This is a genomic window from Streptomyces javensis, assembly GCF_039525925.1.
In the GTDB taxonomy this organism is placed as follows: domain Bacteria; phylum Actinomycetota; class Actinomycetes; order Streptomycetales; family Streptomycetaceae; genus Streptomyces; species Streptomyces asiaticus.
In genome coordinates, this window is record NZ_BAAAIF010000083.1 from 1 (window position 1) to 23,286 (window position 23,286).

20 protein-coding genes are annotated in these 23,286 nt (G+C 73.1%); 15 read left to right on the forward strand and 5 right to left on the reverse strand.

All coding sequences use genetic code 11. The features are described 5' to 3' along the window. The coding region (locus ABD329_RS41480; RefSeq protein ID WP_344317767.1) for a hypothetical protein at positions 1-720 on the forward strand (720 nt) is incomplete at its 5' end. Then, complete coding sequence (gene mycP / locus ABD329_RS41485; RefSeq protein ID WP_198280485.1) at positions 717-1,934, forward strand: type VII secretion-associated serine protease mycosin; 1,218 nt, start codon at positions 717-719, stop codon at positions 1,932-1,934. The genes ABD329_RS41480 and mycP, both read left to right, overlap by 4 nt. Before the next feature lie 191 nt (positions 1,935-2,125). Here the strand turns inward: mycP and ABD329_RS41490 are convergent, their stop codons facing one another. Then, on the reverse strand, positions 2,126-2,911 hold the full coding sequence (locus ABD329_RS41490) for a serine hydrolase (protein WP_309142882.1): 786 nt from the start codon (positions 2,909-2,911) through the stop codon (positions 2,126-2,128). A gap of 77 nt (positions 2,912-2,988) precedes the next feature. Here ABD329_RS41490 and ABD329_RS41495 point away from each other — a divergent pair, with 77 nt between their 5' ends. Next, positions 2,989-3,771 (forward strand): SseB family protein, encoded by a 783-nt coding sequence (locus ABD329_RS41495; RefSeq protein ID WP_198280486.1) that lies wholly within the window; start codon positions 2,989-2,991, stop codon positions 3,769-3,771. Between the two features lie 106 nt (positions 3,772-3,877). Continuing rightward, positions 3,878-4,678, forward strand: a complete 801-nt coding sequence (locus ABD329_RS41500; protein WP_198280487.1) for an aquaporin — start codon at positions 3,878-3,880, stop codon at positions 4,676-4,678. A 64-nt stretch (positions 4,679-4,742) separates the two neighbouring features. Here the strand turns inward: ABD329_RS41500 and ABD329_RS41505 are convergent, their stop codons facing one another. Continuing rightward, on the reverse strand, positions 4,743-5,108 hold the full coding sequence (locus ABD329_RS41505; RefSeq protein ID WP_086885515.1) for a DUF1844 domain-containing protein: 366 nt from the start codon (positions 5,106-5,108) through the stop codon (positions 4,743-4,745). Positions 5,109-5,565: 457 nt separating this feature from the next. Here ABD329_RS41505 and infC point away from each other — a divergent pair, with 457 nt between their 5' ends. The 10 genes from infC (at position 5,566) to ABD329_RS41555 (ending at position 18,249) form a co-directional block, all read left to right on the forward strand. After that, positions 5,566-6,183: a translation initiation factor IF-3 gene (gene infC / locus ABD329_RS41510; protein WP_164433124.1), complete on the forward strand. Its 618-nt coding sequence runs from the start codon at positions 5,566-5,568 to the stop codon at positions 6,181-6,183. A gap of 149 nt (positions 6,184-6,332) precedes the next feature. Continuing rightward, the gene (rpmI, locus tag ABD329_RS41515; RefSeq protein WP_020867203.1) at positions 6,333-6,527 is read left to right on the forward strand and encodes a 50S ribosomal protein L35; all 195 of its coding nucleotides are present in this window, start codon (positions 6,333-6,335) and stop codon (positions 6,525-6,527) included. A 112-nt stretch (positions 6,528-6,639) separates the two neighbouring features. Further along, positions 6,640-7,023 carry a 50S ribosomal protein L20 gene (rplT, locus tag ABD329_RS41520; RefSeq protein WP_009713826.1) on the forward strand — a complete coding sequence of 128 codons (384 nt, stop codon included), beginning with the start codon at positions 6,640-6,642 and terminating at the stop codon, positions 7,021-7,023. A 692-nt stretch (positions 7,024-7,715) separates the two neighbouring features. Further along, positions 7,716-8,549, forward strand: coding sequence for a TrmH family RNA methyltransferase (locus ABD329_RS41525; protein ID WP_344317768.1), 834 nt, complete (start codon positions 7,716-7,718; stop codon positions 8,547-8,549). A gap of 44 nt (positions 8,550-8,593) precedes the next feature. Then, positions 8,594-9,832, forward strand: a complete 1,239-nt coding sequence (locus ABD329_RS41530) for a sensor histidine kinase (protein WP_198281164.1) — start codon at positions 8,594-8,596, stop codon at positions 9,830-9,832. A gap of 221 nt (positions 9,833-10,053) precedes the next feature. Continuing rightward, positions 10,054-11,184 carry a phenylalanine--tRNA ligase subunit alpha gene (gene pheS, locus ABD329_RS41535; RefSeq protein WP_198281162.1) on the forward strand — a complete coding sequence of 377 codons (1,131 nt, stop codon included), beginning with the start codon at positions 10,054-10,056 and terminating at the stop codon, positions 11,182-11,184. Then, the gene (gene pheT / locus ABD329_RS41540) at positions 11,184-13,691 is read left to right on the forward strand and encodes a phenylalanine--tRNA ligase subunit beta (protein WP_344317769.1); all 2,508 of its coding nucleotides are present in this window, start codon (positions 11,184-11,186) and stop codon (positions 13,689-13,691) included. Before pheS ends, pheT begins: the two co-directional genes overlap by 1 nt. A 1,048-nt stretch (positions 13,692-14,739) precedes the next feature. Further along, the gene (locus ABD329_RS41545; RefSeq protein WP_198280387.1) at positions 14,740-15,957 is read left to right on the forward strand and encodes a PP2C family protein-serine/threonine phosphatase; all 1,218 of its coding nucleotides are present in this window, start codon (positions 14,740-14,742) and stop codon (positions 15,955-15,957) included. Positions 15,958-16,300: 343 nt separating this feature from the next. Continuing rightward, positions 16,301-17,638, forward strand: coding sequence for an NsdA family TPR-like regulatory protein (locus ABD329_RS41550; protein WP_198281548.1), 1,338 nt, complete (start codon positions 16,301-16,303; stop codon positions 17,636-17,638). An 80-nt stretch (positions 17,639-17,718) separates the two neighbouring features. Next, positions 17,719-18,249 (forward strand): NUDIX hydrolase, encoded by a 531-nt coding sequence (locus ABD329_RS41555; protein WP_037961561.1) that lies wholly within the window; start codon positions 17,719-17,721, stop codon positions 18,247-18,249. Positions 18,250-18,271: 22 nt separating this feature from the next. Here ABD329_RS41555 and ABD329_RS41560 read toward each other — a convergent pair whose 3' ends face one another. Further along, complete coding sequence (locus ABD329_RS41560; RefSeq protein ID WP_037961557.1) at positions 18,272-18,529, reverse strand: hypothetical protein; 258 nt, start codon at positions 18,527-18,529, stop codon at positions 18,272-18,274. A 277-nt stretch (positions 18,530-18,806) separates the two neighbouring features. Between ABD329_RS41560 and ABD329_RS41565 the strand changes: the two genes are divergently transcribed. Next, the gene (locus tag ABD329_RS41565) at positions 18,807-19,574 is read left to right on the forward strand and encodes an MgtC/SapB family protein (RefSeq protein WP_198281550.1); all 768 of its coding nucleotides are present in this window, start codon (positions 18,807-18,809) and stop codon (positions 19,572-19,574) included. A gap of 185 nt (positions 19,575-19,759) precedes the next feature. On the opposite strand, the gene ABD329_RS41570 is transcribed toward ABD329_RS41565, so the two are convergent. Next, complete coding sequence (locus ABD329_RS41570) at positions 19,760-20,617, reverse strand: 3-hydroxybutyryl-CoA dehydrogenase (RefSeq protein ID WP_198281549.1); 858 nt, start codon at positions 20,615-20,617, stop codon at positions 19,760-19,762. Positions 20,618-20,740: 123 nt separating this feature from the next. Beyond that, positions 20,741-23,059 (reverse strand): xyloglucanase, encoded by a 2,319-nt coding sequence (locus ABD329_RS41575; protein WP_344317771.1) that lies wholly within the window; start codon positions 23,057-23,059, stop codon positions 20,741-20,743. Positions 23,060-23,286: the final 227 nt, after the last annotated feature.

Consider the following 23,286-nt stretch of genomic DNA (forward strand, 5'->3'; position numbering starts at 1 on the left):
CTCGTCCTCGGCCTCGGACTGCTCGGCGGGGCGGCGGCCGGAAGCTGGCTGGGCGACCGCCCCGGCGCCCAGCCGTCCACCGCCGATACCTACGCCCACGCCCGCTCCGCCTGGCACAGCATCCCCGTGGCCGACCTCTTCCCGCGCACCCTGCGCGGCAAGGGCGAGGGACCCGGCGGCGCCGACCGCGTCTGGACCCGAATAGCCGTCGCCCCGGACAGCAGCTGCGGCGGCGGATTCGATCCGCTGCTCGCCAAGGCGCTGGCCCCGGTGGGCTGCAAACGGCTGGTGCGCGCCACGTACACCGACGCCACCAGCACCAGCGTCACCACCGTCGGAGTGCTGATCACCACCTCGGGGCCCACCGGGATGCGGGCGCTTCAGCAGCGCTTCGTCACCGAGAAGCTGGACGAGCGCACCGATCTGATGCCCCGCGCATACGCCGCCAAGGGCACCGCCGCGGCCGGATTCGGCGACGACCAGCGCGCCAGCTGGCGGATCCGGATCCTCACCGACGCCCCCGCCGTCATCTACACCGTCACCGGCTTCGCCGACGGCCGTGAGGTCACCGACCCGCAGTCGGCGGGCGAGGCGACCCAGCGCGGCGCCACCTCGGCCCCCGCGCAGTCCGGCCTCGGCAACGACGCCCGGGGCATCGCCGACGCGATCGAGGCCGGGTTCCGCCGGGCCCTGGACACCTTCACGGAGACCACTTCATGACCGGGATCGGGCGGCGCCTCGCCGTGGCACTCGCCGCCGCCGGGCTGACCCTGGTGCCCGCCGCGCCCGGATACGCCGACGGCATACAGGCCCAGGAGTGGGCGCTGGACACCCTCCACGTCCGTGAGGCATGGCAGACCACCAAGGGCTCCGGGATCACCGTCGCCGTCCTCGACACCGGCGTCGACGAAGGCCACCCCGACATCGAGGGCCAAGTGCTGCCGGGGAAGGACCTCATCGGCTTCGGCGCCCGGCGCGGCGAACGCGCCTGGGCCCGCCACGGCACCGCCATGGCCGGGATCATCGCCGGGCACGGCCACGGCGCCTCCGGCGGCGAGGGCGTCCTGGGCGTCGCGCCCAAGGCCCGGATCCTGCCGGTGCGGGTGATCCTCGAGGACTCCGATCCCGACCGCAAGAAGGCCCGCTCGACCCGTGGCGGCGCGCTCGCCGCCGGGATCCGCTGGGCGGCCGACCACGGCGCCGACGTCATCAACCTCTCGCTCGGCGACGACAGCGCCTCCGCCCACCCCGAGGCCGCCGAGGACGCCGCCGTGCAGTACGCGCTGCGCAAGGGCGCGGTCGTGGTCGCCTCCGCGGGCAACGGCGGTGAGAAGGGCGACCGGGTCTCCTACCCGGCCGCCTACCCCGGGGTCATCGCCGTGACCGCCGTGGACCGCTACGGCTCCCGCGCCGCCTTCTCCACCCGCCGCTGGTACGCCACCGTCTGCGCGCCCGGCGTCGACGTGGTCATCGCCGACCCCGACAAGCGCTACTACGAGGGCTGGGGCACCAGCGCGGCCGCCGCCTTCGTCTCCGGCTCCGTCGCGCTCGTCCGCGCCGCCCACCCCGACCTGAGCCCGCGCCAGATCCGCGGACTCCTCACCAGCACCGCCCAGGACGTCCCCGAGGGCGGCCGCAGCGACGACCTCGGCGCGGGCCTGGTGAACCCGGCGGCCGCGATCACCGCGGGCGACAAGCTGAAGCCCGAGGCCCAACGGCCCGCCGTGGCCGCCTCCCCGAACCGCTACTTCGGCAACGGCCCCGGCCACACCCAGGGCGCCCACGACGACTCCGGCCCCAACCAGATGGCCCTCCTCGCCGGCCTCGCCGGCACGGCCCTGATCGTCGCCGCGATATCCCTGTGGCGCGGCTCGGGCCCCCTGCGGGTGCCCCCGCGACTGCGGGCACTGCTGCCGGGGACGCGTACGCGCTGAGCGCCGCCCGGGCGCCGCGGTGATCGGCTAAGGCCCGTTGCCAGGCGCACCGCTGACGGGGTTCCGTCGGCCTGAGCGGCGCCGGCCGCCACGCCGCCGGTCCGGGGCCGGTGCGCGCCTGCTCGTGGGGAGGCCGCGCGCCGAAGGCCCGGCGGCGGTCGTCGGCTGGGGGCCGTTCCGGACCAGTCCGCTCACCGCGACGCGTATGCGGCGGTCGTCGCCACGGCCGTCCGGGCCACCTCTTCCACCAGCGCCACTCCGCCCTCCTGGTCGGCATTGCCCTCGGAGAGCACCGCGATCAGATGGGGCCGCCCGTTCGCCGTCACCTCGCCGATGCTGTTGACGACCCACAGGCCGGTGGCGTCGCGGGGCATCCAGCCGTTCTTGAGCCGGGCCCCCGGGCCGGTGCCGTCCGCGGCGGACGATATGCCCCAGGCCTGACCGTCGATGACGCGGCCCATCAGCGTCCGCAGATACGCCTGGGAGCGCGCGCTCAGCGGGGAGCCGTCCAGGAAGACCGCGCGCAGCAGGGTCAGCTGATCGGACGCGGTGGTGCGGGTCAGCCCCCAGCGTCCGCTGTCGTCGGTGTGGGTATCGGTCAGCCCGAGCCGTCCCAGCGCGGTCTCGAAACCGTTCGGCCCGCCGATCGTCCCCCACAGCGCCGTCGCCGCGTCGTTGTCGCTCTTCTCGATCATCACGGTGGCGTACGAGCGCTCCTGGGCGGTCAGCCGCCGCCCCTCGTCCTGCGCCCCGACCAGCAGCGCCGCGAGGATGCCGACCTTGACGACGCTCGCCGTGGCGTACGAGCCGTCGCCGTGGGCCGCGGTCACCCCGGACCCCGTGTCCAGGACGGCGACCGAGAAGTTCGCGGTGGAGCCCGAGGTCAGGGGCGCGAGCGCGTCGGCGAGCGCCCCGTTCGGCCCGTCCGCACCGGACAGGGCGGGCAGCACCGGGCCGTCGTCATCCACCTGTGCCACGCCGTCTCCTTCACTGCGCCCGCCCCGGGTGGGGGTGCGGGGGATCTCGGTCTCCTCGCTGTCGATACCCTCATGGCGTGGCGCTCAAGAACATTCCCGACCCCGGCTTCTCCGGCGACGACGGCTCAGCCGACCCCCGGCTGACCGCGGCGCTCGCCGCCTGGGCCGATGACCGCTCGGCCGAACCGGAGGTGCTGGCCGCGCTCACCGAGGCCCGCCTGCTCGTTCCCGTGGTGGCGATCCTCGGCGAGGCCGAAGTGGTGGAATCCAAGCCGCGCGAAGCGTCCGTTGAGGGTGGTGGTGGGCGACGGGCGGGCAGGCTGCGCCGTGACAAGACCAGCGACATGGCGGTGCCCACGTTGCAGGCCCCCGACGGCCGGCGCGCGCTGCCCGCGTTCACCTCGCTCGAGACGCTGGCCCGCTGGCGCCCGGACGCCCGGCCGGTGGCCGTACCGCTGCGCCAGGCGCTGGAGGCCACCGCCCATGAGAAGGCGGACACCCTGGTCCTGGACCTCGCGGGCCCGGTGCCGTACCAGCTGACCGGCCCCGCCCTGCTGGCCCTCGCCGAGGGGCGGACCAGCGCCGATCCGCTCGCCGACCCGGCGGTGACCGAGGCGGTGCGCACCATGCTGGCCGCCGAGCCGGAGGTGCTCAGGGCCCATCTGGCCCCGGCGGCGGACGCCGACGGGATGCTCGCGCTCGTCCTGACGCCGGAGGCGCCCGCGCGCGAGACGGCGCACCGGGTGGCGGGCGCCCTGGCCGCCGACGAGGTGCTGCGGGCGCGGCTGGTGCGCGGGCTGACCCTGGCGCTGCTGCCGCCGGACGCGAACGTCCCCGGCGAGCCGCTCTTCAGCCGCTGAGGGGCGGGGCCCGGCCCCTCCCCATTCGGACCAACAGGCGAATCCTCCCGATACCGCCCACAATGCTTAGGCGACTGGCGGTCGGAATCTGCGTGAGGAGAGCGCCATGGAGACGAGAACGGTCGTAGCGGAGTTCATCGGGACCGCGATGCTGGTCCTCTTCGGAGTCGGTTCGCTGGTCCTGGCGGGCGACTACATCAACGCCCTGGGGATCTCGCTCGCCTTCGGCTTCACGCTGATCGCGATCGCCTTTGCCTTCGGACGCATCTCGGGCTGCCACATCAACCCGGCGGTGACCCTCGGTGTGCTGCTGGCCAGGCGCATCGACATCCGTACGGCCGTCCAGTACTGGGTCGCGCAGTTCGTCGGCGCGATCGTGGGCGCGGCGATCCTGTTCCTGCTCGCCAACCAGGTGCCCCGGCTCCAGACGGCCGGCGCCTTCGGCAGCAACGGCTACGGCGGCCGCTCACCGGTCGGCATGGGCGCGGGCGGGGCGTTCCTCGCCGAGGTACTGCTGACCTTCCTGCTGGTCTTCGTCTTCCTCACGGTGACCCACGCGGTGCCGATGGTGGGCGCCGAACCGGTCCCGGTGGGCCTCGCCCTCGCCGCGGCCAACCTGATCGGCATCCCGCTGACCTGGGCCTCGGTCAATCCGGCGCGCAGCTTCGGCCCCGCGATCTTCGCGGGCGGCGACGCGCTCGGCCAGCTGTGGCTGTTCATCGTGGCGCCGCTGGTCGGCGGGGTGCTCGCCGCGGTGGTGCACCGGTTCACCCATCAACATCCGGCGGGCCAGGCCGACCGGGAGGAGGCGCATCCGCCTCCGGCGACCGGGCCGTGGGGACGGATGCGCGGTGGCCACCGCCCCGAGGCGGGTGGCCCGGAGACCAAGGGCCCGGAGGCGGCCTGAGCCTGAGCCGAGACCGGGGCCCGGCCGTGAAGGGGGGCAGCGGTCGGCCGAGGACGGCGGCCGATCAGCCGAAGATCGGACCGGTGAACTTCTCGCCGGGTCCCTGCCCCGGCTCGTCCGGCACCACCGACGCCTCGCGGAAGGCGAGCTGGAGGGACTTCAGGCCGTCCCGCAGCGGAGCGGCGTGGAAGGAGCTGATCTCCGTGGCACCGGCCGTGACCAGCCCCGCCAGGGCGTTGATCAGCTTCCGCGCCTCGTCCAGGTCCTTGTGCTGGGGGCCCTCCTCGGCCAGGCCCAGGTTGACCGCGGCGGCGCTCATCAGGTGCACCGCGACCGTGGTGATCACCTCGACGGCGGGCACATCCGCGATGTCCCGGGTCATCCGGTCGAAGTCGGGGGCCGGCGGCTGCCCGGCGTTGGCGTCGCTCATGGTGGTCGGGGCTCACTTCCTGATGGACGGTGTACCCCAGCCTAGGCGTCCGCCCGGCACCGTACGCACGGGGCGGGTGAGTTCACAGGAACGGGCAGGAACGGGAGGGACCAGGGAAGCCAGGCGTCCGGGAAGCGTGGGAACGGCGGACGCCGGGGACACGGCGGGTGAGCATCCCGCGCGGGTGCTGGTATCGTAGATAAACGACCGGCCGGTCACCTGTGTGTCCGGCCCACAAGTGGAGGCTCCCCAGCTCCCACCTCCCGACCCCCCGGGTCGGCAGGTCATCGGTCAGGCTGCGCCCCGCGGTGATATCGCGGCGGTGCTCCCGGTCAATGAGGAGCCCCGCCTGTGTACCCGTCGGGGCGTTTTGTGCGTCACGACGCGGTGGTCTCAACCTAAGAGACGTTACGCGGCAGTCCGCCAGGCGGTCGCGTGGTGCAACCGAGGAGGATCCATCAGCGCCGAGCCCCGCATCAACGACCGGATTCGCGTCCCCGAGGTGCGACTCGTCGGTCCCAGTGGCGAGCAGGTCGGCATTGTGCCGCTTGCCAAGGCCCTGGAGCTTGCGCAGGAGTACGACCTCGACCTGGTCGAGGTGGCGGCGAACGCCCGTCCGCCGGTCTGCAAGCTCATGGACTACGGAAAGTTCAAATACGAGTCGGCCATGAAGGCCCGTGAGGCGCGCAAGAACCAGGCGCACACGGTCATCAAGGAGATGAAGCTCCGGCCGAAGATCGACCCGCACGACTACGACACCAAGAAGGGTCACGTCGTCCGGTTCCTCAAGCAGGGCGACAAGGTCAAGATCACGATCATGTTCCGTGGCCGTGAGCAGTCCCGGCCCGAGCTTGGCTACCGCCTGCTTCAGCGGCTCGCCGAGGACGTCCAGGAGTTGGGCTTCGTCGAGTCCAACCCCAAGCAGGACGGGCGCAACATGATCATGGTTCTCGGTCCGCACAAGAAGAAGACCGAGGCGATGGCCGAAGCCCGCGAGGCGCAGGCCGCCCGCAAGGCGGAGCGCCAGGGCGTCAGCGCCGTTGAGGAGCCCGCCGAGGAGCCCGCCGAGGCGTGATTGGGCGAGGCGAGAGCCTCGACCGCCCACCCGGAGTCGCACGGCCCCGGAGACCAACCGAAACATATGACGCTTCCGGATGCCCGGATCGTGGTCGCCCCCGCGCCGCGGCCGCCCGGACAGCGCCCTGACGAGGAGAGTACGGCGACATGCCGAAGAACAAGACGCACAGCGGTGCCAGCAAGCGCTTCAAGCTCACCGGCTCCGGCAAGGTGGTGCGCCAGCGCGCCGGTCGCCGCCACCTTCTCGAGCACAAGCCGTCCACGCTGACGCGCCGCCTGGCCGGAAAGGTCGAGATGGCCCCTGCCGACGCCAAGAAGATCAAGAAGCTTCTCGGCAAGTGACGCCGCTGCCCCGCTCCGGCGGGGCGAGGCGAGCGCCAGACCGGGACCCACCGGGACCTATTCGTTTCCGGGCCGCGTGAGTCACCCGCGGCCCCGTACAAGGAGTTAACAAGTGGCACGCGTCAAGCGGGCAGTCAACGCCCACAAGAAGCGCCGGGCGATCCTCGAGCAGGCCAGCGGCTACCGGGGCCAGCGCTCCCGCCTGTACCGCAAGGCCAAGGAGCAGGTCACCCACTCTCTGGTCTACAACTACAACGACCGCAAGAAGCGCAAGGGCGACTTCCGTCAGCTGTGGATCCAGCGCATCAACGCCGCTGCCCGCGCCAATGGCATGACGTACAACCGCTTCATCCAGGGTCTGAAGGCCGCGAACATCGAGGTCGACCGCAAGATCCTGGCGGACCTCGCGGTCAACGACGCGAACGCGTTCGCGGCGCTGGTGGAGGCTGCGCAGAAGGCGCTGCCGAGCGATGTGAACGCGCCGAAGGCCGCGTAGGCGCTGCGCTGAGCATTGCCGGGTGGACCCGCAGGTGAACGATCACCTGCGGGTCCGCGCACGTCGGCGCCCCCCCGGGGTCTCGCCGCCGGGCGCGGCCCGGCGGCCGGGTTCGGGCTGTGCCCCCTTGGGTTTCGTCGCGGGGCGCGGCCTGGTGGCCGGGCTCGAGGTGTGCCGTCGCGGGGTGCGGCCCGGTGGCCGGGTTCGGGCTGTGCCCGCTTGGGTTTCGTCGCCGGGTGCGGCCCGGTGGCCGGGTTGTGCCCACCCGTCCCGCCCTGCGGGACGATTGCCCACAACCGGGGTGCGTTCCGCTCTGCCGGATGGCTGGCCCCGGCTTCGTGCGGCGCCGCCGCTGCGGGGCTGCTTGCGGTGCCGCGGTCGGGTACGCCCTCCCCGGAGGCCCGGAGGCCCGGAGGCCCGGAGGCCCGGAGGCCCGGAGGCCCGGAGGCCCGGAGGCCCGGAGGCCCGGAGGCCCGGAGGCCCGGAGGCCCGGGGGCCCGGGGGCTTGTTCCCGGTTTCGGGGAGGGGCGGGGTGGGGGAGTCCGCCCCGCCGGACGATGCCCCGCAGCCGGGCGCGCCGCTGTCCCGGCGGGGCTTGCGGCGCTGCCGCCCGGCCCGGGCGGGAACCCGGGCGGGAACAGGTGCCGGTCCCGGTACGCGCAACCAACACACCACACGAGAAAGCGCACCCCATGGCGACCCCCGAATTGACGTCCCTGCGATCGCCACGCGTCACCGCCGCCCGGCGGCTCGCCAAGCGCAGCTTCCGCGGCAAGGAGCGGCGGTTCATCGTCGAGGGGCCGCAGGCCGTACGGGAGGCCATCGCGCATCTCGTGGAGGTGTACGCCACCCCCGAGGCCGCCGAGCGGCACCAGGAGATCCTGGACGCCGCCCGCGCCGCGGACATCCCCGTGTTCTCCGCGACCGACGACGTCGTCGCGGAGATGTCCGACACGGTCACCCCGCAGGGCATCGTCGGGCTGTGCCGCTTCCTGGACTCGCCGTTCGAGGAGATCCTGGCCGCCCGGCCGAGGCTCGTCGCCGTACTCGCCAACGTCCGCGACCCCGGCAACGCCGGCACCGTGCTGCGGTGCGCCGACGCCGCCGGGGCGGACGCGGTCGTACTGACGGACGCCTCCGTGGATCCGTACAATCCCAAGGCCGTACGCGCCTCCGTCGGCTCCCTCTTCCACCTCCCCGTCGCCGTCGGCGTGCCGGTCGAGCGCGCGGTGAGCGGGCTGCGGGAGGCCGGGGCGCGGGTGCTGGCCGCGGACGGGGCGGGGGAGCGGGACCTGGACTCCGAGCTGGACGACGGGCTGCTGGGCGCCCCCACCGCCTGGATCTTCGGCAATGAGGCATGGGGCCTGCCGGAGGCTACCCGCGCACTCGCGGACGAGGTGGTGCGCGTTCCGATTCACGGCAGGGCCGAGAGCCTCAACCTCGCCACGGCCGCCGCCGTGTGCCTCTATGCCTCCGCTCGTGCGCAGCGCGCTCCCGCAGGGTGCCGTTCCGTCACATCGACCTAGTAGGGTTGCCCCCTCTGGGAGGGGATCCGGGAGGGGGTGTGGGGATGGACGTCAGGACCTCCGGCGCCAGGGCGGCCGAAGCCCATGCGCCCGGAGCGGAGCGAGACGGGAAGCAAGCGGAGCGAGACGGGAAGCAAGGCGAGGGGCACGGCCGCCCGTCAACCGGGGAGGGCCCCGGCGGCGCGCCGGACGCCTTCGGACCGCACCCCGACGAGCTGCCCGACGGCCTGGTCGTGGCCGACGAGACCGGCCTGGTCACCTGCTTCAACGCGGCGGCAGCCCGCATCACCGCCACCGACCCCGCGGACGCGATCGGCCGTCGGCTCGAGGTGGCCCTCCCGTTAGAGGACCTGGACGGTCGGCGCTGGTGGGCGCTGACCGATCCCTATGGAGGGCTGGCCATCCGGGCCGGGCAGCCCGAGCGGAACCTGCTGCTGCCGGGCGGCCGCGAGGTGCTGGTCTCGGCCCGCTATGTGCGCGAGCGGCCGACCGGGCCGGTGCGCCGGGTGGTGGTCTGTCTGCGCGGCACCGAGGCCCGCCGCCGCACCGAGCGCAGCCATGCCGAGCTGATCGCGACCGTCGCCCATGAGCTGCGTTCGCCGCTGACGTCCGTGAAGGGGTTCACGGCCACGCTGCTGGCCAAGTGGGAGCGGTTCACGGACGACCAGAAGCGGCTGATGCTGGAGACCGTCGACGCCGACGCCAACCGGGTCACCCGACTGATCGCGGAGCTGCTGGACATCTCCCGGATCGACTCCGGCCGGCTGGAGGTGCGCCGCCAGCCGGTGGATCTCGCCGCCGCCGTCCGCCGCCATGTGCAGGCGCTCACCGCGGCCGGGCACACCGCCGAGCGGTTCCTGATCAGGGTCAGGGGACCGCTGCCCAGGCTGTGGGCCGATCCGGACAAAATCGATCAGGTGCTGGGCAACCTGCTGGAAAACGCGGTGCGCCACGGCGAGGGAACGGTCACCATTGACATAGCGCCCGCACCGGCCAGGCCGGTCGCGGAAAGCCCCAAGGAAGGCCCCGCTGAAGGCCCCACTGTCGAAAGGACCGCCGTCACCGTGAGCGACGAGGGCCCCGGTATCCCGGAGGAGTCGATGAGCCGCGTCTTCACCCGCTTCTGGCGGGGCAGCAAGCGCGGCGGCACCGGCCTGGGGCTCTACATCGTCAAGGGCATCGTCGAGGCCCACGGCGGCACGATCACCGTCGACCGGGCCCGCGGCGGCGGCGCGGAGTTCCGATTTACCCTGCCCGTGGGCACCCCGGCCTATCTGGCCTGAGACACCCGCGGGCTTCTTCAGCAAGGGGTGGACCCCGGCGCGGCGGCCGTCGCGCGGCGTCCCCCGGGACAGCACCCCTCCCGCGCCCCTTAGACTCGGGCTTTGGCACCTTTGGCGTCCCCTGTACGGGGCGCAGCGGTCGCAGCCAGTCGAGCCGGGGTCGCGCAGCCGGGGGGCACCTCCCAGCGGTAGCTGGGGGACAATCGGAAGCACGGGAAGAGATGTCGGCACCCAATAAGTCGTACGACCCTGTCGAGGTCGAGGCACTGAAACCGGAAGAGATCGCCCGCAGGCGGGACGAGGCGCTCGCCGCCATCACCGCCGCCGGGGACCTCGAGGCGCTGCGCGAGGTGAAGGTCGCCCACACCGGCGACCGCTCGCCGCTGGCCCTCGCCAACCGCGAGATCGGCGCCCTGCCGCCGCATGCCAAGGCGGACGCGGGCAAGCGCGTCGGCCAGGCCCGCGGCCAGGTCAACCAGGCGCTGAAGGCCCGGCAGGAGGAGCTGGAGGCGGAGCGCGACGCCCGGGTGCTGGTCGAGGAGGCGGTGGACGTCACCCTGCCGTACGACCGCACCCCGGCCGGCGCCCGCCACCCGATCACCACGTTCTCCGAGCGCATCGAGGACGTCTTCGTGGCGATGGGCTACGAGGTCGCCGAGGGCCCGGAGGTGGAGGCCGAGTGGTTCAACTTCGACGCGCTCAACTTCCCGCCCGACCACCCCGCCCGCGAGATGCAGGACACCTTCTTCGTGCGCGGCGCGAAGGACGGCAAGGACGGTGAGGGGTCCGGTGTGGTGCTGCGCACTCACACCTCGCCGGTGCAGATCCGGTCGATGATCGACCGCGAGCCGCCCATCTATGTGATCTGCCCGGGCCGCACCTACCGCACCGATGAGCTGGACGCCACCCACACCCCCGTCTTCAGCCAGGTCGAGCTGCTGGCCATCGACGAGGGCCTGACCATGGCCGACCTCAAGGGCACGCTCGACCACATGGTCCGGGCGCTGTTCGGCGAGGGCATGACCACCCGGCTGCGGCCGAACTTCTTCCCGTTCACCGAGCCGTCCGCCGAGATGGACATGCTGTGCTACGTGTGCCGCGGCGAGTCCGTGGGCAACCCGGACCGGCCCTGCCGCACCTGCTCCAGCGAGGGCTGGATCGAGCTGGGCGGCTGCGGGATGGTCAACCCGCGGGTGCTCATCGCCTGCGGTGTCGACCCGGACCGGTACAGCGGCTTCGCCTTCGGCTTCGGCATCGAGCGGATGCTGATGTTCCGGCACAACGTGGAAGACATGCGAGACATGGTCGAGGGTGATGTGCGCTTCACCAGGCCCTTCGGGATGGAGATCTGATGCGGGTCCCGCTTTCTTGGCTGCGGGAGTACGTCGACCTGCCCGCCGGTGAGACCGGCCGCGACGTACAGGCCAAACTCGTCGCCGCCGGGCTCGAGGTCGAGACGGTCGAGCAGCTCGGCGCCGGGCTCAAGGGCCCCCTGGTCGTCGGACAGGTGCTGGCCATCGAGGAGCTGGAGGGGTTCAAGAAGCCCATCCGCTACTGCCAGGTGGACGTCGGCCAGGCCAACGGTACGGGTGAGCAGCAGAACATCGTCTGCGGCGCCCGGAACTTCGCGGTCGGCGACAAGGTGGTGGTCGTGCTGCCCGGCGCCGAGCTGCCCGGCGGCTTCGCGATCTCCGCGCGCAAGACCTACGGCAAGACCTCCGAGGGCATGATCTGCTCCGCCAGCGAGCTGGGCATGTCCGACGACCACGACGGCATCATCGTGCTGCCGCCGGAGTACGAGGTCGGCACCGACGCGATCGAGCTGCTCCAGCTGGTCGACGAGGTCCTCGACATCGCGGTCACCCCGGACCGGGGCTACTGCCTGTCGATGCGCGGGGTCGCCCGTGAGACCGCGACCGCCTACGAGCTGCCGCTGAGCGACCCGGCCCTGCTCGACGTGCCCGCGCCCAACAGCCACGGCTACCCGGTCAAGGTCGCCGACCCGGTCGGCTGCGACCGCTTCACCGCCCGCACCGTCACCGGGCTCGACCCCGAGGCGCGCTCCCCGATCTGGCTCCAGCGGCGGCTCCAGAAGGCCGGGATGCGCCCGGTCTCGCTCGCCGTCGACGTCACCAACTACGTGATGCTGGAGATCGGCCAGCCGCTGCACGCCTACGACCGCTCCCGGATCACCGGGGCGATCGGGGTGCGCCGCGCGCAGCCCGGCGAGAAGCTCACCACCCTCGACGGCACAAAGCGCGTCCTGGACGCCGAGGACCTCGTCATCACCGACGAGAGCGGCCCCATCGGCCTCGCCGGAGTCATGGGCGGCGCCAACACCGAGATCGCGGACGCCAACGAGACGGCGGGCACCACCGAGGTCGTCATCGAGGCCGCGCACTTCGCCCCGGTCTCGGTCGCCCGCACCGCCCGCCGTCACAAGCTGTCCTCCGAGGCGTCCCGCCGGTTCGAGCGCGGTGTCGACCCCGAGGCCACCTCGGCTGCGGCGCAGCGCACCGTCGATCTGCTGGTGCTGCTCGCGGGCGGCACCGCCGAGGTGGGCGTCACCGAGATCATCGCGCCCAGCGCCCCGCACACCATCACGCTGCCCGCCGACCACCCGGACAAGGTCGCGGGCGTGCCCTACGGCCGCGAGACCGTGGTGCGCCGGTTGCAGCAGATCGGCTGCGACGTCTACGGGGCCGACGACCTCACGGTCACCGTGCCCAGCTGGCGGCCGGACCTCACCGACCCCAACGACCTGGCCGAGGAGGTCATCCGGCTCGAGGGGTACGAGAACCTCCCCTCGACCCTGCCCCAGCCCCCCGCCGGACGCGGGCTGACCGAGCGTCAGCGGCTGCACCGCCGGGTCGGCCGGGCGCTGGCCGGGGCCGGCTACGTCGAGGCGCTGAACTACCCGTTCCTCGGCGAGGAGGTCCTCGACCAGTTCGGGCTGGCCGCCGACGATCCGCGGCGCGATCTGGTCCGCCTGGTCAACCCGCTGTCGGACACCGAGCCCGCGCTCCGTACGACGCTGCTGCCCGGGCTGCTCGGCGCGCTGCGCCGCAACGTCGGCCGTGGCGAGCACGACCTGGCGCTCTTCGAGACGGGGCTGGTCTTCCGCGCCACCGGTGACGAGCCGCCCGCGGCCATCCTGCCCGTCGACCGCCGTCCCACCGACGAGCAGATCGCCGGGCTCGACGCGGCGCTGCCGCACCAGCCGCGCCGCGTCGCCGTCGTCCTCGCGGGCGACCGCGAGCAGGCCGGGTGGTGGGGCAAGGGCACCCCGGTGAGCTGGGCCGACGCCGTCGAGGCGGGCCGGATCGTGGCCCGCGAGGCGGGCGCCGAGCTGATCGTCCGCCAGGACCAGCAGGACCCCTGGCACCCGGGCCGGTGCGCCGCGCTGCTGGCCGTCGTCGACGGCCAGGAGATCCTCGTCGGCAACGCCGGTGAGCTCCACCCCCGGGTCACCAAGGCCCTGGGGCTGCCCGAGCGCACCTGCGCGATGGAGATCGAGCTCGACCGTCTCGAGCAGGCCGGCGTCGGCCGCGTGGAGGCGCCCCACGTCTCCACGTTCCCGGTGGCCACGCAGGACGTCGCGCTGGTCGTGGACGCGTCCGTGCCCGCGGCCGAGGTCGAGACGGCGCTGCGCGAGGGCGCGGGGGAACTGCTCGAATCCCTCCGCCTGTTCGACGTCTTCACCGGTGAGCAGCTCGGCGAGGGCAGGAAGTCGCTGGCCTACGCGCTGCGCTTCCGCGCCCCGGACCGCACGCTGACCGCCGAGGAGGTCGCCGCGTCCCGCGACGCCGCGGTGTCGGCGCCCGCCGACCGCACGGGCGCCACCCTGCGCGGAGCCTGACGGCACCCGGCTCCCGCCACCACGGAGGGGCGCACCCGTACGCAACGGGTGCGCCCCTCCGCCGTTCCCGGCGCACCAACGGATGGGGCGCCCCCGACCCGGGTGCGCCCATCGCCGTACCCCGGCCCCCGCGACGGCGGACGCACGCGCCACGCCGCGCCGCGGGCGGCCCGGGACCGCGGGCGCGCGGCGCTTCACCGCGCTCCGGGCCGTCCAGCGCGCGGGCCGCCGTGGTGGCCGCGTTATGGGGTGTCCGGCGCGATCACGCGGGCTTTCCCCTCCCCGCCCCTTCCCGATACCAAGGGCTCCGCCCCTGGACCCCGGGGCCTGGGGTGGAGCCCGGCTACGCCGTGGAGCCTCATATCGGTGCCGTGGGTGCGGGCAGGTAGGGGAGCGACCCGCCCCTACCCGTAACCAGGGGCTCCGCCCCTGGACCCCGGACCCCGGACCCCGGACCCCGGACCCCGGACCCCGGACCCCGGACCCCGGACCCCGGACCCCGGATCCCGGGGGCGGGGGTGGACCCACCATCCTGGTTGATCGCGCTGCCCCGCACGACGGCGAGCACCGGGTGACCGTTGTGACGCGCGTCCGGCAGCCGCTCCATCCTGTCGCGCGGGAGCCCGTCGCGCGGTGGGGCCCCGTCGCGCGGTGGGTCCTGTCGGGCGGCGCGGAGCCGGGTGGCGATGTCGTGGGAAGGGGCGGGGAGGGGGACAGCTCGCCGCAGGCGTCGCGGTCCGTCGCGCTCCCCGGCGGGCGCCGTCGGCCTTGCGGGCGGGCTTGGGGGCGGGCTTGGGGGCTACGGCCCCTCCGTAGCCCCCAAGCCCGCGGCCCCCGGTCAACGGCAAACAGCCGACATCCGTCCGCGGCACGGCGGGGTGTTCGGGTGGGCGCCCGGGGTGCGGTCACCCGATCAGGTGAGATGCGGAGGCGGCTGGTCCAATTGGCAGAAGCTGTCGCAAGAATCGTGCCGGTCGTACGGCCCATGCGGGACCGACCGTCCGGGGGCCCGGCCGACCGCCTCATTGGCCGGCGTTGGGGGCGACACATGATCGGGACATCGGCAGTCGGCGGCGCGTTCGTACGGAGGGCCGGGAGCCTGCGGGCGGCCGCCCGCGCCGTCCCCTGTCTGTGGGTGCTCGGCGTCATCTGCTGGGAGCTGCTGACCCCGCACCACACCGAGGTCGTCCCCCTCATCGCCGCGGCACCCGCCATCGCCTGCGCGAGCGGCGGCCGCCGCGGATGCGTGCTGCTGCTCGGCGGCGCCGGTCTGCTGTTCGCCCTCGCGCCCGCGACCGCGCTGGAGCCCGACGGCGAGGTCACGGACCCGCACGCCCCGCTGGTCACCTGCTGCGCCATCGTCGGCGTGGCCCTCGGCGGTTATCTCACGGCGGGCCGCAAGGTACGGCTGGTCCGCGAGCTGGAGGAGCTCCGGGCGGTGGCGGCCGCGGCGCAGGACGTGGTGCTGCGGCCGCTCCCGGCCCGGCTGGCGGGCATCGAGCTGGCGGGCGGCCATCTGTCGGCCAGCCGGGGCGCCGCCGTCGGCGGCGATCTCTACGAGGCGCTGGCCACCCCGTACGGCGTCCGCGTCATCATCGGCGATGTGCGCGGGCACGGCCTCGCCGCGATCGGCACCGTGGCCGCCGTCCTCGGCAGCTTCCGCGAGGCCGCCCATGAGGAACCCCGGCTCGGCGGGGTGCTGCGGCGGCTCGACCGCGCCCTGGAGCGCCATCTGCGGGCCCGCGCCGACGGGGAGTGCCCGCTGGACAGCCATGTGGACGAGGAGTTCGTGACCGTCCTGCTGCTGGAGGTGGGCCGGGACGGCGAGGTCACCGCGCTCAACTGCGGCCACCCCTGGCCGTACCGCCTCCGCGAACAGCCCGTGGGCCCGGCCCTGGCCCGGCAGACCGCCCCCGGCGAGGTGCTGCCGCCGCTCGGCCTCTTCCCGCTCCCCGCCGAACTCCCCACCGCCCGCTGGGGCGTCCTGGAGACCGGCGACGCCCTGGTGCTGCACACCGACGGCGCCGAGGACGCCCGTGACGCCCAGGGCACGTTCTTCCCGCTGCGCCGCGCCCTGTCCGAGGCCGCGGGCGCCGGACCGCTCGTCCCCGCGGCGGTCGTGGCGGGGGTGCGCTCGGCGCTGCTGCGCCACACCGGCGGCCGGCTCGCCGACGACGTCGCGCTGCTCGCCCTGCGCTACGACCACTGCCACCTGTCCGCGACCACGGCCCTCACCCGTCCCGCCGCCGACGCCCACCGGGGCTAGGGGATGCCCGCCGGGCCCTGGCGCCCGCGGCGGGCTGTTCCCCTGCCCGCCCCTTCCCGAAACCGGGGCTCCGCCCCAGACCCCGGGTCCAGGGCGAGGCCCCTGGCAACAGGCGCGGGTGGGCGGGCTGGTCCCGTCGTGCTCCTTCCCGCGGCATCGATTTGCGGCGCCGCGGCATGGTGGGGCTCCGCCTCAGGGCCCGGGGCCCAGGGGCGGAGCCCCGGTATCGGGAAGGGGCGGGTTGGGGAAGGGCCAACGCCCCCGCCCCACCCCGTCCCGATTCACACCCCGTGCGAATGGCCCTCCACTACGCTGGCGCCACCGAGCGCTTCGGGAGGGCGAGATGGAGCCCAACACACTGCTCGACTCCGTGCTCGACGAGGCCGGAGTCTCCCACGCGGGACTGGCCGCGCATGTCAACGAGGCGGGCCGGGCCCGGGGGATGAAGCTGCGGTACGAACACACCGCGGTGGCCCGGTGGCTGAAGGGCCAGCGGCCGCGCGGCCAGGTGCCGGACCTCATCTGCGAGGTGCTGGGCGAGCGGCTGCACCGCGCCCTCACCCTGGACGACATTGGACTCGGCACCCCCGGCAGCGCCCGCGGCCCCGCCACCCCGCTCTCCGGATTCGTCGAGCGCGCCACCGCGCTGTGGCGCTCCGACGAACAGCAGCGCCCGCATGTCGTCGAGGCCCCGGCGGTCACCGGAACCCCCGCCGTCATCCCGGTGTGGGAGTGGGAGAACCCGCCCGAGGACTCCGATGTCTCCCGGCGCGGGCTGACCCGCGTCAGCATGACCGACATCGAGACGCTGCGCGCCGCCCGCGCCCACTACGAGCAGATGTACCGCAAGGCCGGCGGGGTCGCGACCCGGACCCGGGTGGTGGGGTTCCTCAACTCCGAGGCGGCGCCGCTGCTGCGCGGCTCCTACGCCGACGACACCGGCCGCCAGCTGCACCGGGCCACCGGCGGCCTGGTGGCCATCGCCGGGATCTGCGCCTACGACTCCAACACCCACGGCCTGGCCCAGCGCTACTTCCACCAGGCGCTGCGGCTCGCCAAGGCCAGCGGCGACCGGGGCCTGGGCGCGTATGTGATAGCGCTGCTGGTCAACCAGTCCCTCTTCATGAAGGAGTACCGGCAGGCGGTCGCCTTCGCCGAGTCGGCGCTGCGCGCCGCGGGTTCCCAGATCACCCCCGCGCTCGCCGCCGACCTCTACGCCATGCAGGCCAAGGCGTACGCCCGGCTCGGCGACGGCGCCGGGGCGCTGTCCTGCATCCGGCGCGCCGAGACCGCCGCCGACCGGATCAGACCGGGCCAGGAGCCCGACGAGACCGGCTATGTCCAGCCCGGTCTGGTGAACGTCCAGGTGGCCGAGGCGCTGCTGAGCCTCGGCGACCTCGGTGGCGCCCGCGAGCACGCCACCGCCGCGGTCGGCACCCCCGCCCATGACCGGGGCCGGGTGCACCGGCTCGCCATGCTCACCCACATCGAGCTGCGCCAGGGCGAGGCGGACCGGGCGGGCGCCACCGCGGTGGAGATGACCGAGCGGGCGCGGGGCATGGAGTCCCAGCGGTTACGCGACCGGCTGCGGGCGGTACGGGAACACCTCGCGGCCAGCGGAAGCGCCGCGACGGCCGAGGCCGCCGAACTCATCGACGGGGCACTGCGCGTTCCTCTGTGACCGCGGTTCCGCTCGCGGGTCCGCACTCTCGTCAGCGGGTGGCCCAGGATGGCCTCCCGTGCGACGAAAGGTGGCTGACAGTGCGCTGGAAGAACCTCAGGGAGCGGACCGTGTACGAGAACCGATGGTTCCGGGTCAACCTCGCCGATGTCCGGCTCCCCGACGGACGTCAACTCGATCACTATCTGATCCGGCTGCGCCCGGTGGCCGTGGCCACCGTGGTGAACGCGGCCAACGAGGTGCTGCTGCTGTGGCGGCACCGGTTCATCACCGACGCCTGGGGCTGGGAGCTGGCCGCGGGCGTCGTCGAGGACGGTGAGGACATCGCCGACGCCGCGGCCCGGGAGATGGAGGAGGAGACCGGCTGGCGGCCCGGCCCGCTGCGCCATCTGCTCTCCGTCGAGCCGTCCAACGGGCTCACCGACGCACGGCACCACATCTACTGGGCCGAGGAGGCGTCGTACGTCGGGCACCCGGAGGACGACTTCGAGTCGGACCGCCGCGAGTGGGTGCCGCTGAAACTGGTGCCCGACCTGGTGGCGCGGGGCGAGGTGCCCGCGGCCAACATGGCGGCCGCGCTGCTGCTGCTCCACCACATCAGGCTCGGGTAGGCCGGGCCGGCGGCCGTCCTGGCTAGTGTCCCGCCGCCTGCCATACCGCGACGGCCAGGGCGGACACCCCGGTCAGGGCGGCGATGGAGGGCAGCGGCCAGCGTCCGTGCTCCAGGATCCGTAGCCGCCCGCCCAGTTGGTTCACGTCCTCCTCAGCCTGCTCTCCGCGGTGGTCGAGCAGGGCGAGCCGGCCGTCGACGCGGGTGAAGCCCACTTCGACGGTCCGGCGCAGTTCCGCGAGCTCCACGGCTAACGCGGCTTGCTCGGGCTCGGTGGTCACGGGTTGATCCCCTTCCGGATGTAACGTCCATGCAGTGGTGACGCTCCGAGTCAAGCGCATGACCAGGTGGTGCGGGAGCGTGTGTGGGGATGGTGTGTGAGTCACCGGCGCACACCCCGTGCGAAAGGCGGGTGCTCAGCGGGTACTCATGGGGGACGGCGGTCGCGGGAAGGGACCACGAGGGGCGGGCGGACCGGATGGAGCGGATCCATCCACAGGCCGACCAGGCCGGACAGGTCGGACAGAAGGGACGGATGTGCGACTGATCGCCGCTCCGATGTGGGAATTCGGCGCCGACCAGGGAGTGCGGCAGTTCGCCGAGCTCGGCGTCGCGCTGGTGCTGTCCACCCTGATCGGGCTCGAGAGGGCGGTGCAGCAGAAGAGCGCCGGGCTGCGCACCCACACCCTGGTGGGTGTGGGCAGCGCGCTGTTCATGCAGGTCTCCCAGTACGGCTTCACCGATGTGCTGTTCCGCGACCACGTCGGCCTCGACCCCTCGCGGGTGGCGGCGCAGATCGTCTCCGGCATCGGCTTCATCGGCGGTGGCCTGATCTTCGTCCGGCGGGACGCGGTCCGCGGACTGACCACCGCCGCGACCGTCTGGCTGACCTGTGCGGTGGGCATGGCCTGCGGCGGTGGTCTGGCCCTGCTGGCCACCGCCGCCACCGCGGTGCACTTCCTGGTGATCCGGGGCTATCCGGTGCTCACCCGGCGGCTGCCGACCGTCTGGTCGGCCGAACGGGTGGAGTTGCAGCTCTCGTACCGGGTGGGCGCCGGGCTGCTGCCGCGCGTGCTGGAGCTGTGCACGGCCGCCGGGTACAAGGTGCTGCGGGTCCGGGTGGACCGGGCGCCGTGGAAGGGCCGGGACCGCGGCACCAGGATCGTCCGGGCCGAGGAGGAGGCCCGGCCCGCCGATACGGGCGTCGCCGAGGTGGTGCTCGCCCTCGAGGGCACCGGGGACGTGCTGCGGCTGGTCGGGGAGATCTCCGAGCTGGACGGCGTCCTCGGCGCCGACGCGGGCCACGACCTCGACGGCTCGGACTGACGATCTCGCACCGACGACGTCAGACCTCCCATCGACGGGTTCGGAACGCCCGCCCCGGCGACCGCGGCTCGCTTCATGGTCCCCGGTCTGACCTGGGACGAACGCCCTCGGCGAGACACGATCGGGACCGGTGGCGGAACGATCCGGTCAGCGTCGCCGGCATCCGGAGCGAGCCGTGTGCCCACTCAGTACGAGTAGAAGCCCGAGCCCGTCTTGCGTCCCATACGGCCCGCGTCCACCATCCGCAGCAGCAGCGGGGGAGCGGCGTACAGCGGCTCCTTGTACTCCTCGTACATCGAGTCGGCGATCGCCACGATGGTGTCCAGGCCGATCAGATCGGACAGCTTCAGCGGGCCCATCGGGTGGGCGCAGCCCATCTCCATGCCGTTGTCGATGTCCTCGCGGCTGGCGATCCCGGACTCGAACATCCGGATGGCGGACAGCAGATACGGGATGAGCAGCGCGTTGACCACGAACCCCGCGCGGTCCTGGGCGCGGATGGCGTGCTTGCCCAGGATGTCGGCGACCAGCGCCTCGGAGCGCTTGATGGTCTCGTCACCGGTGGTGAGCGCCGGGATCAGCTCCACCAGCGCCTGCACCGGCGCCGGGTTGAAGAAGTGGATGCCGATCACCTGGTCCGGGCGGGAGGTGGCGACGGCCAGCTTGACCAGCGGGATGGAGGAGGTGTTGGAGGCCAGGATCGCGTCCGGGCGGGTCACCACCTGGTCCAGGACCTGGAAGATCTCGGTCTTGATCTGCTCGTTCTCGACGACCGCCTCGATCACCAGATCGCGGTCGGCGAATTCCCCCAGATCGGTGGTGAAGCTCAGCCGGTCCAGCGTCGCGTCGCGCTGCTCCTCGGTGATCTTGCCGCGCTCCGCGGCCTTCCCGAGTGAGTTGGTCAGCCGGGTACGCCCTATCTCCAGGGCCTCGCCCGTGGTCTCCGCGACCATGACGTCCAGGCCGGATCGGGCGCACACCTCCGCGATGCCCGCACCCATCTGGCCACAGCCCACCACTCCGACGCGTTCGATGTCGGTCACATCGTGCCTTTCGCTGGTCCAACCGTCCGTTGTGTCGTCCCCCTGTCGCCCCAGACGTTACCCTCCGGTTATCGGTAGGGGGCGGGCCGGGGCCGGAAATCCGGCCCCGGCCCGCCCCCGCCGTCAGGAGATGTCGCCGCGCAGGATGCCACGCCCGTTGGTGGCCAGGTAGACCCGTCCGTAGACCCGTGGGTCGCCGGTGATCGCGGCGCCCGTCCAGCCCCACTGATGGGCGTCGTCGTTGATCCGGGTCCAGCTCGCCCCGGCGTCCGTGGAGCGGAAGACGCCCCGTACGCCGCCGATTCGCGCGCTGGTGTAGAGCGTCTGGTACGAGGCGCCCGGCGCCGCCTTGCCGAAGCCGATGGTGTCCGCCTGCTGGACACCGCTCAGCTTGGTGAAGGTCGCGCCGGAGTCCGTGGAGTGCCACAGCCCGTACGCCCCGCCGGTGCCGCCGCCCGCGAGCCAGATGTCGCCGTCGGCGCCCGGCAGCGCCTTGAACCGCACCGGGCCGTCGGCCGGCAGCCCGGAGGACGCCCTGGCGGTGAAGGTGGCGCCGCCGTCGGTGGAGACGTAGAAGGTGCCCGCCTTGAAGCCGTAGAACTTCTTGGGGTTCTTACGGTCGGACTCCACGACCGCCCCGGCCGGGATGCCGCTCGACGCCGACCACGCGTTGCCGAAACCGGTGGTGTGGTAGACGGCCGAGGTGCCCTCCGGGGCCCAGACGAAGCCGCTGCCGTCGGCCGCCGCGGCCACCGTGCCGCCACCGGTGACCCCGGACGGCTCGCTGCCCTGGAACCAGTTGGCGCCGTTGTCGGTCGAGAAGGCGATCCGCGGGGCGGAGTCGTTGTTGCCCACCCGGACCACGGTGTTCGGACTGGTCTCGGCGTAGTCCAGGCTGGTGGTCGTGGTGAACGTCGGCGAGGTGTACATCCTCGTGGGCACCGCGTCCGGATCGGTGTGGCGGAAGCCCCCGATGTCACCGAGCGCGCTGAGCAGCGGGGCCCCGGTGGGCGGGCTGGCCAGATCGTTCACCGCCGTCTCCTCCAGGCCCCTGACCATGGGCGTGATGGCGATTTTGCCGCCCGTGTCCCAGTTTCCGAGGTTCTCCGTGCCGTAGACCGTCGCCCCCGTGCCGTACATCATCCGGTTGGAGTCGAACGGGTCGATCTCCAGCGCCTCGGTCATCCAGCCCAGCTTCGGGGTGACTTCGGGCGGGGAGGGGTTGGTGCCGAAGGTCAGCCAGGGGACGGCACTGACGTCCTGGGTGTAGCGGAAGGACCGGTTCGGATAGCTGGTGAAGTCCCAGGCCCGGGTCCAGGTGGCGCCGGAGTCGGTGGAGCGGAAGATCTGGGTGTCCGGCCACCAGGAGCTGTAGCCGGTCACCATCAGCGTGCCCGGCTTCTGGCGGTCCACCGTGAGCCCGCTGTAGCCGAAGTAGGTGTCGGCGTCCGCCATGGGGCTGATGTTCTTCCACTCCCCGGTGGCCGTGGTGTACCGCCACACCTGGCCCTTCTCCCCGTCGTACGGGCCGCCCTTGTCGCTGGTGGTGAGGTACAGATAGCCGTTCTTGGCGTCCAGGACGCCCTTGTGGGAGAGATAGCCGGTGGGCTGCCCGGCCACCCGCGACCAGGTGGCGCCCGCGTCCGTCGAGCGGTAGACGGTGTTGTCCTTGTCGGCCACGCCCACGTAGATGGTCTTCGTGGCGCCGCCGGCGGACCCGGTGCGCTCGTCGAAGGTCACCCACACCACGCCCTGGTTGTCGCTCAGATAGCCGCTGGTGTCGCTCGCGTCCTGGACGTACGTGCCGGGGTTGGGGAAGGAGGTCACCTTGGACCAGGTGACACCGGAGTCGGTGGAGCGCCACAGCCCGTTGCCGCTCGGCGCGCCGAGGTAGAGCACGCTGTTCCGGTTGGGGTCCACCGCCAGCCGCTCACCCATGCCCCGGCCCGGCATATTGCCGCCCAGCTTGAAGGGGAGGGTGGTGGACTGCCAGCTGGCGCCCCGGTTGGCCGAGCGCAGGATCGCGCCGTTGCCGGGGTCCCAGCTGTTGGTGTACGTACCGGCCGCCACATAGACCTTGTTGGGATCGACCGAGTCGCTGGCCAGGCTCACCACCCCGGTCCAGCCCCAGTGGTCCCAGTCCAGCGAGTCCAGCAGCGGCACCCACCGCTTGCCGGACTGGTCCCAGCGGTACGCCCCGCCGATGTCGGTGCGGGCGTAGGCCAGGTTCTTCTCCTTGCGGTTGAAGACGATGCCGGGGACGAAGCCGCCGCCGTCCACGCGGACGTTCTTCCAGGTGTAGGCGTCGGCCTGGGCGGTGCCCCGGGCGGGGGAGGCTTCGGGGCGGGCCGCGGCGGGGGAGGCCGCCGCGGTGAGTAATCCGCCGACGAGCGCCAGCGCGGCCATGAGCGCGCCGACCGGTCTTCTGCCGTTGCTGCGCACGGGAACTTCCTCTCCGGACGTGGGGGTGTGAGGCGTGCGGGCCATGCGAACCGTGCGGGCGAGGGTATTTGGGAGCGCTCCCATGCGTGCGTCATCCGATGCTAGCGGCCGGATGGCCGTGCGAGAAGGGTGAAGTCAAGGGGTCCTCAAGGGGTGTTGGGCCCAACCGTTCCGGATTCGCGGTAGGCATTGCCGGGCGCCCCACAAGGGCCCCATCATCAGCGGGA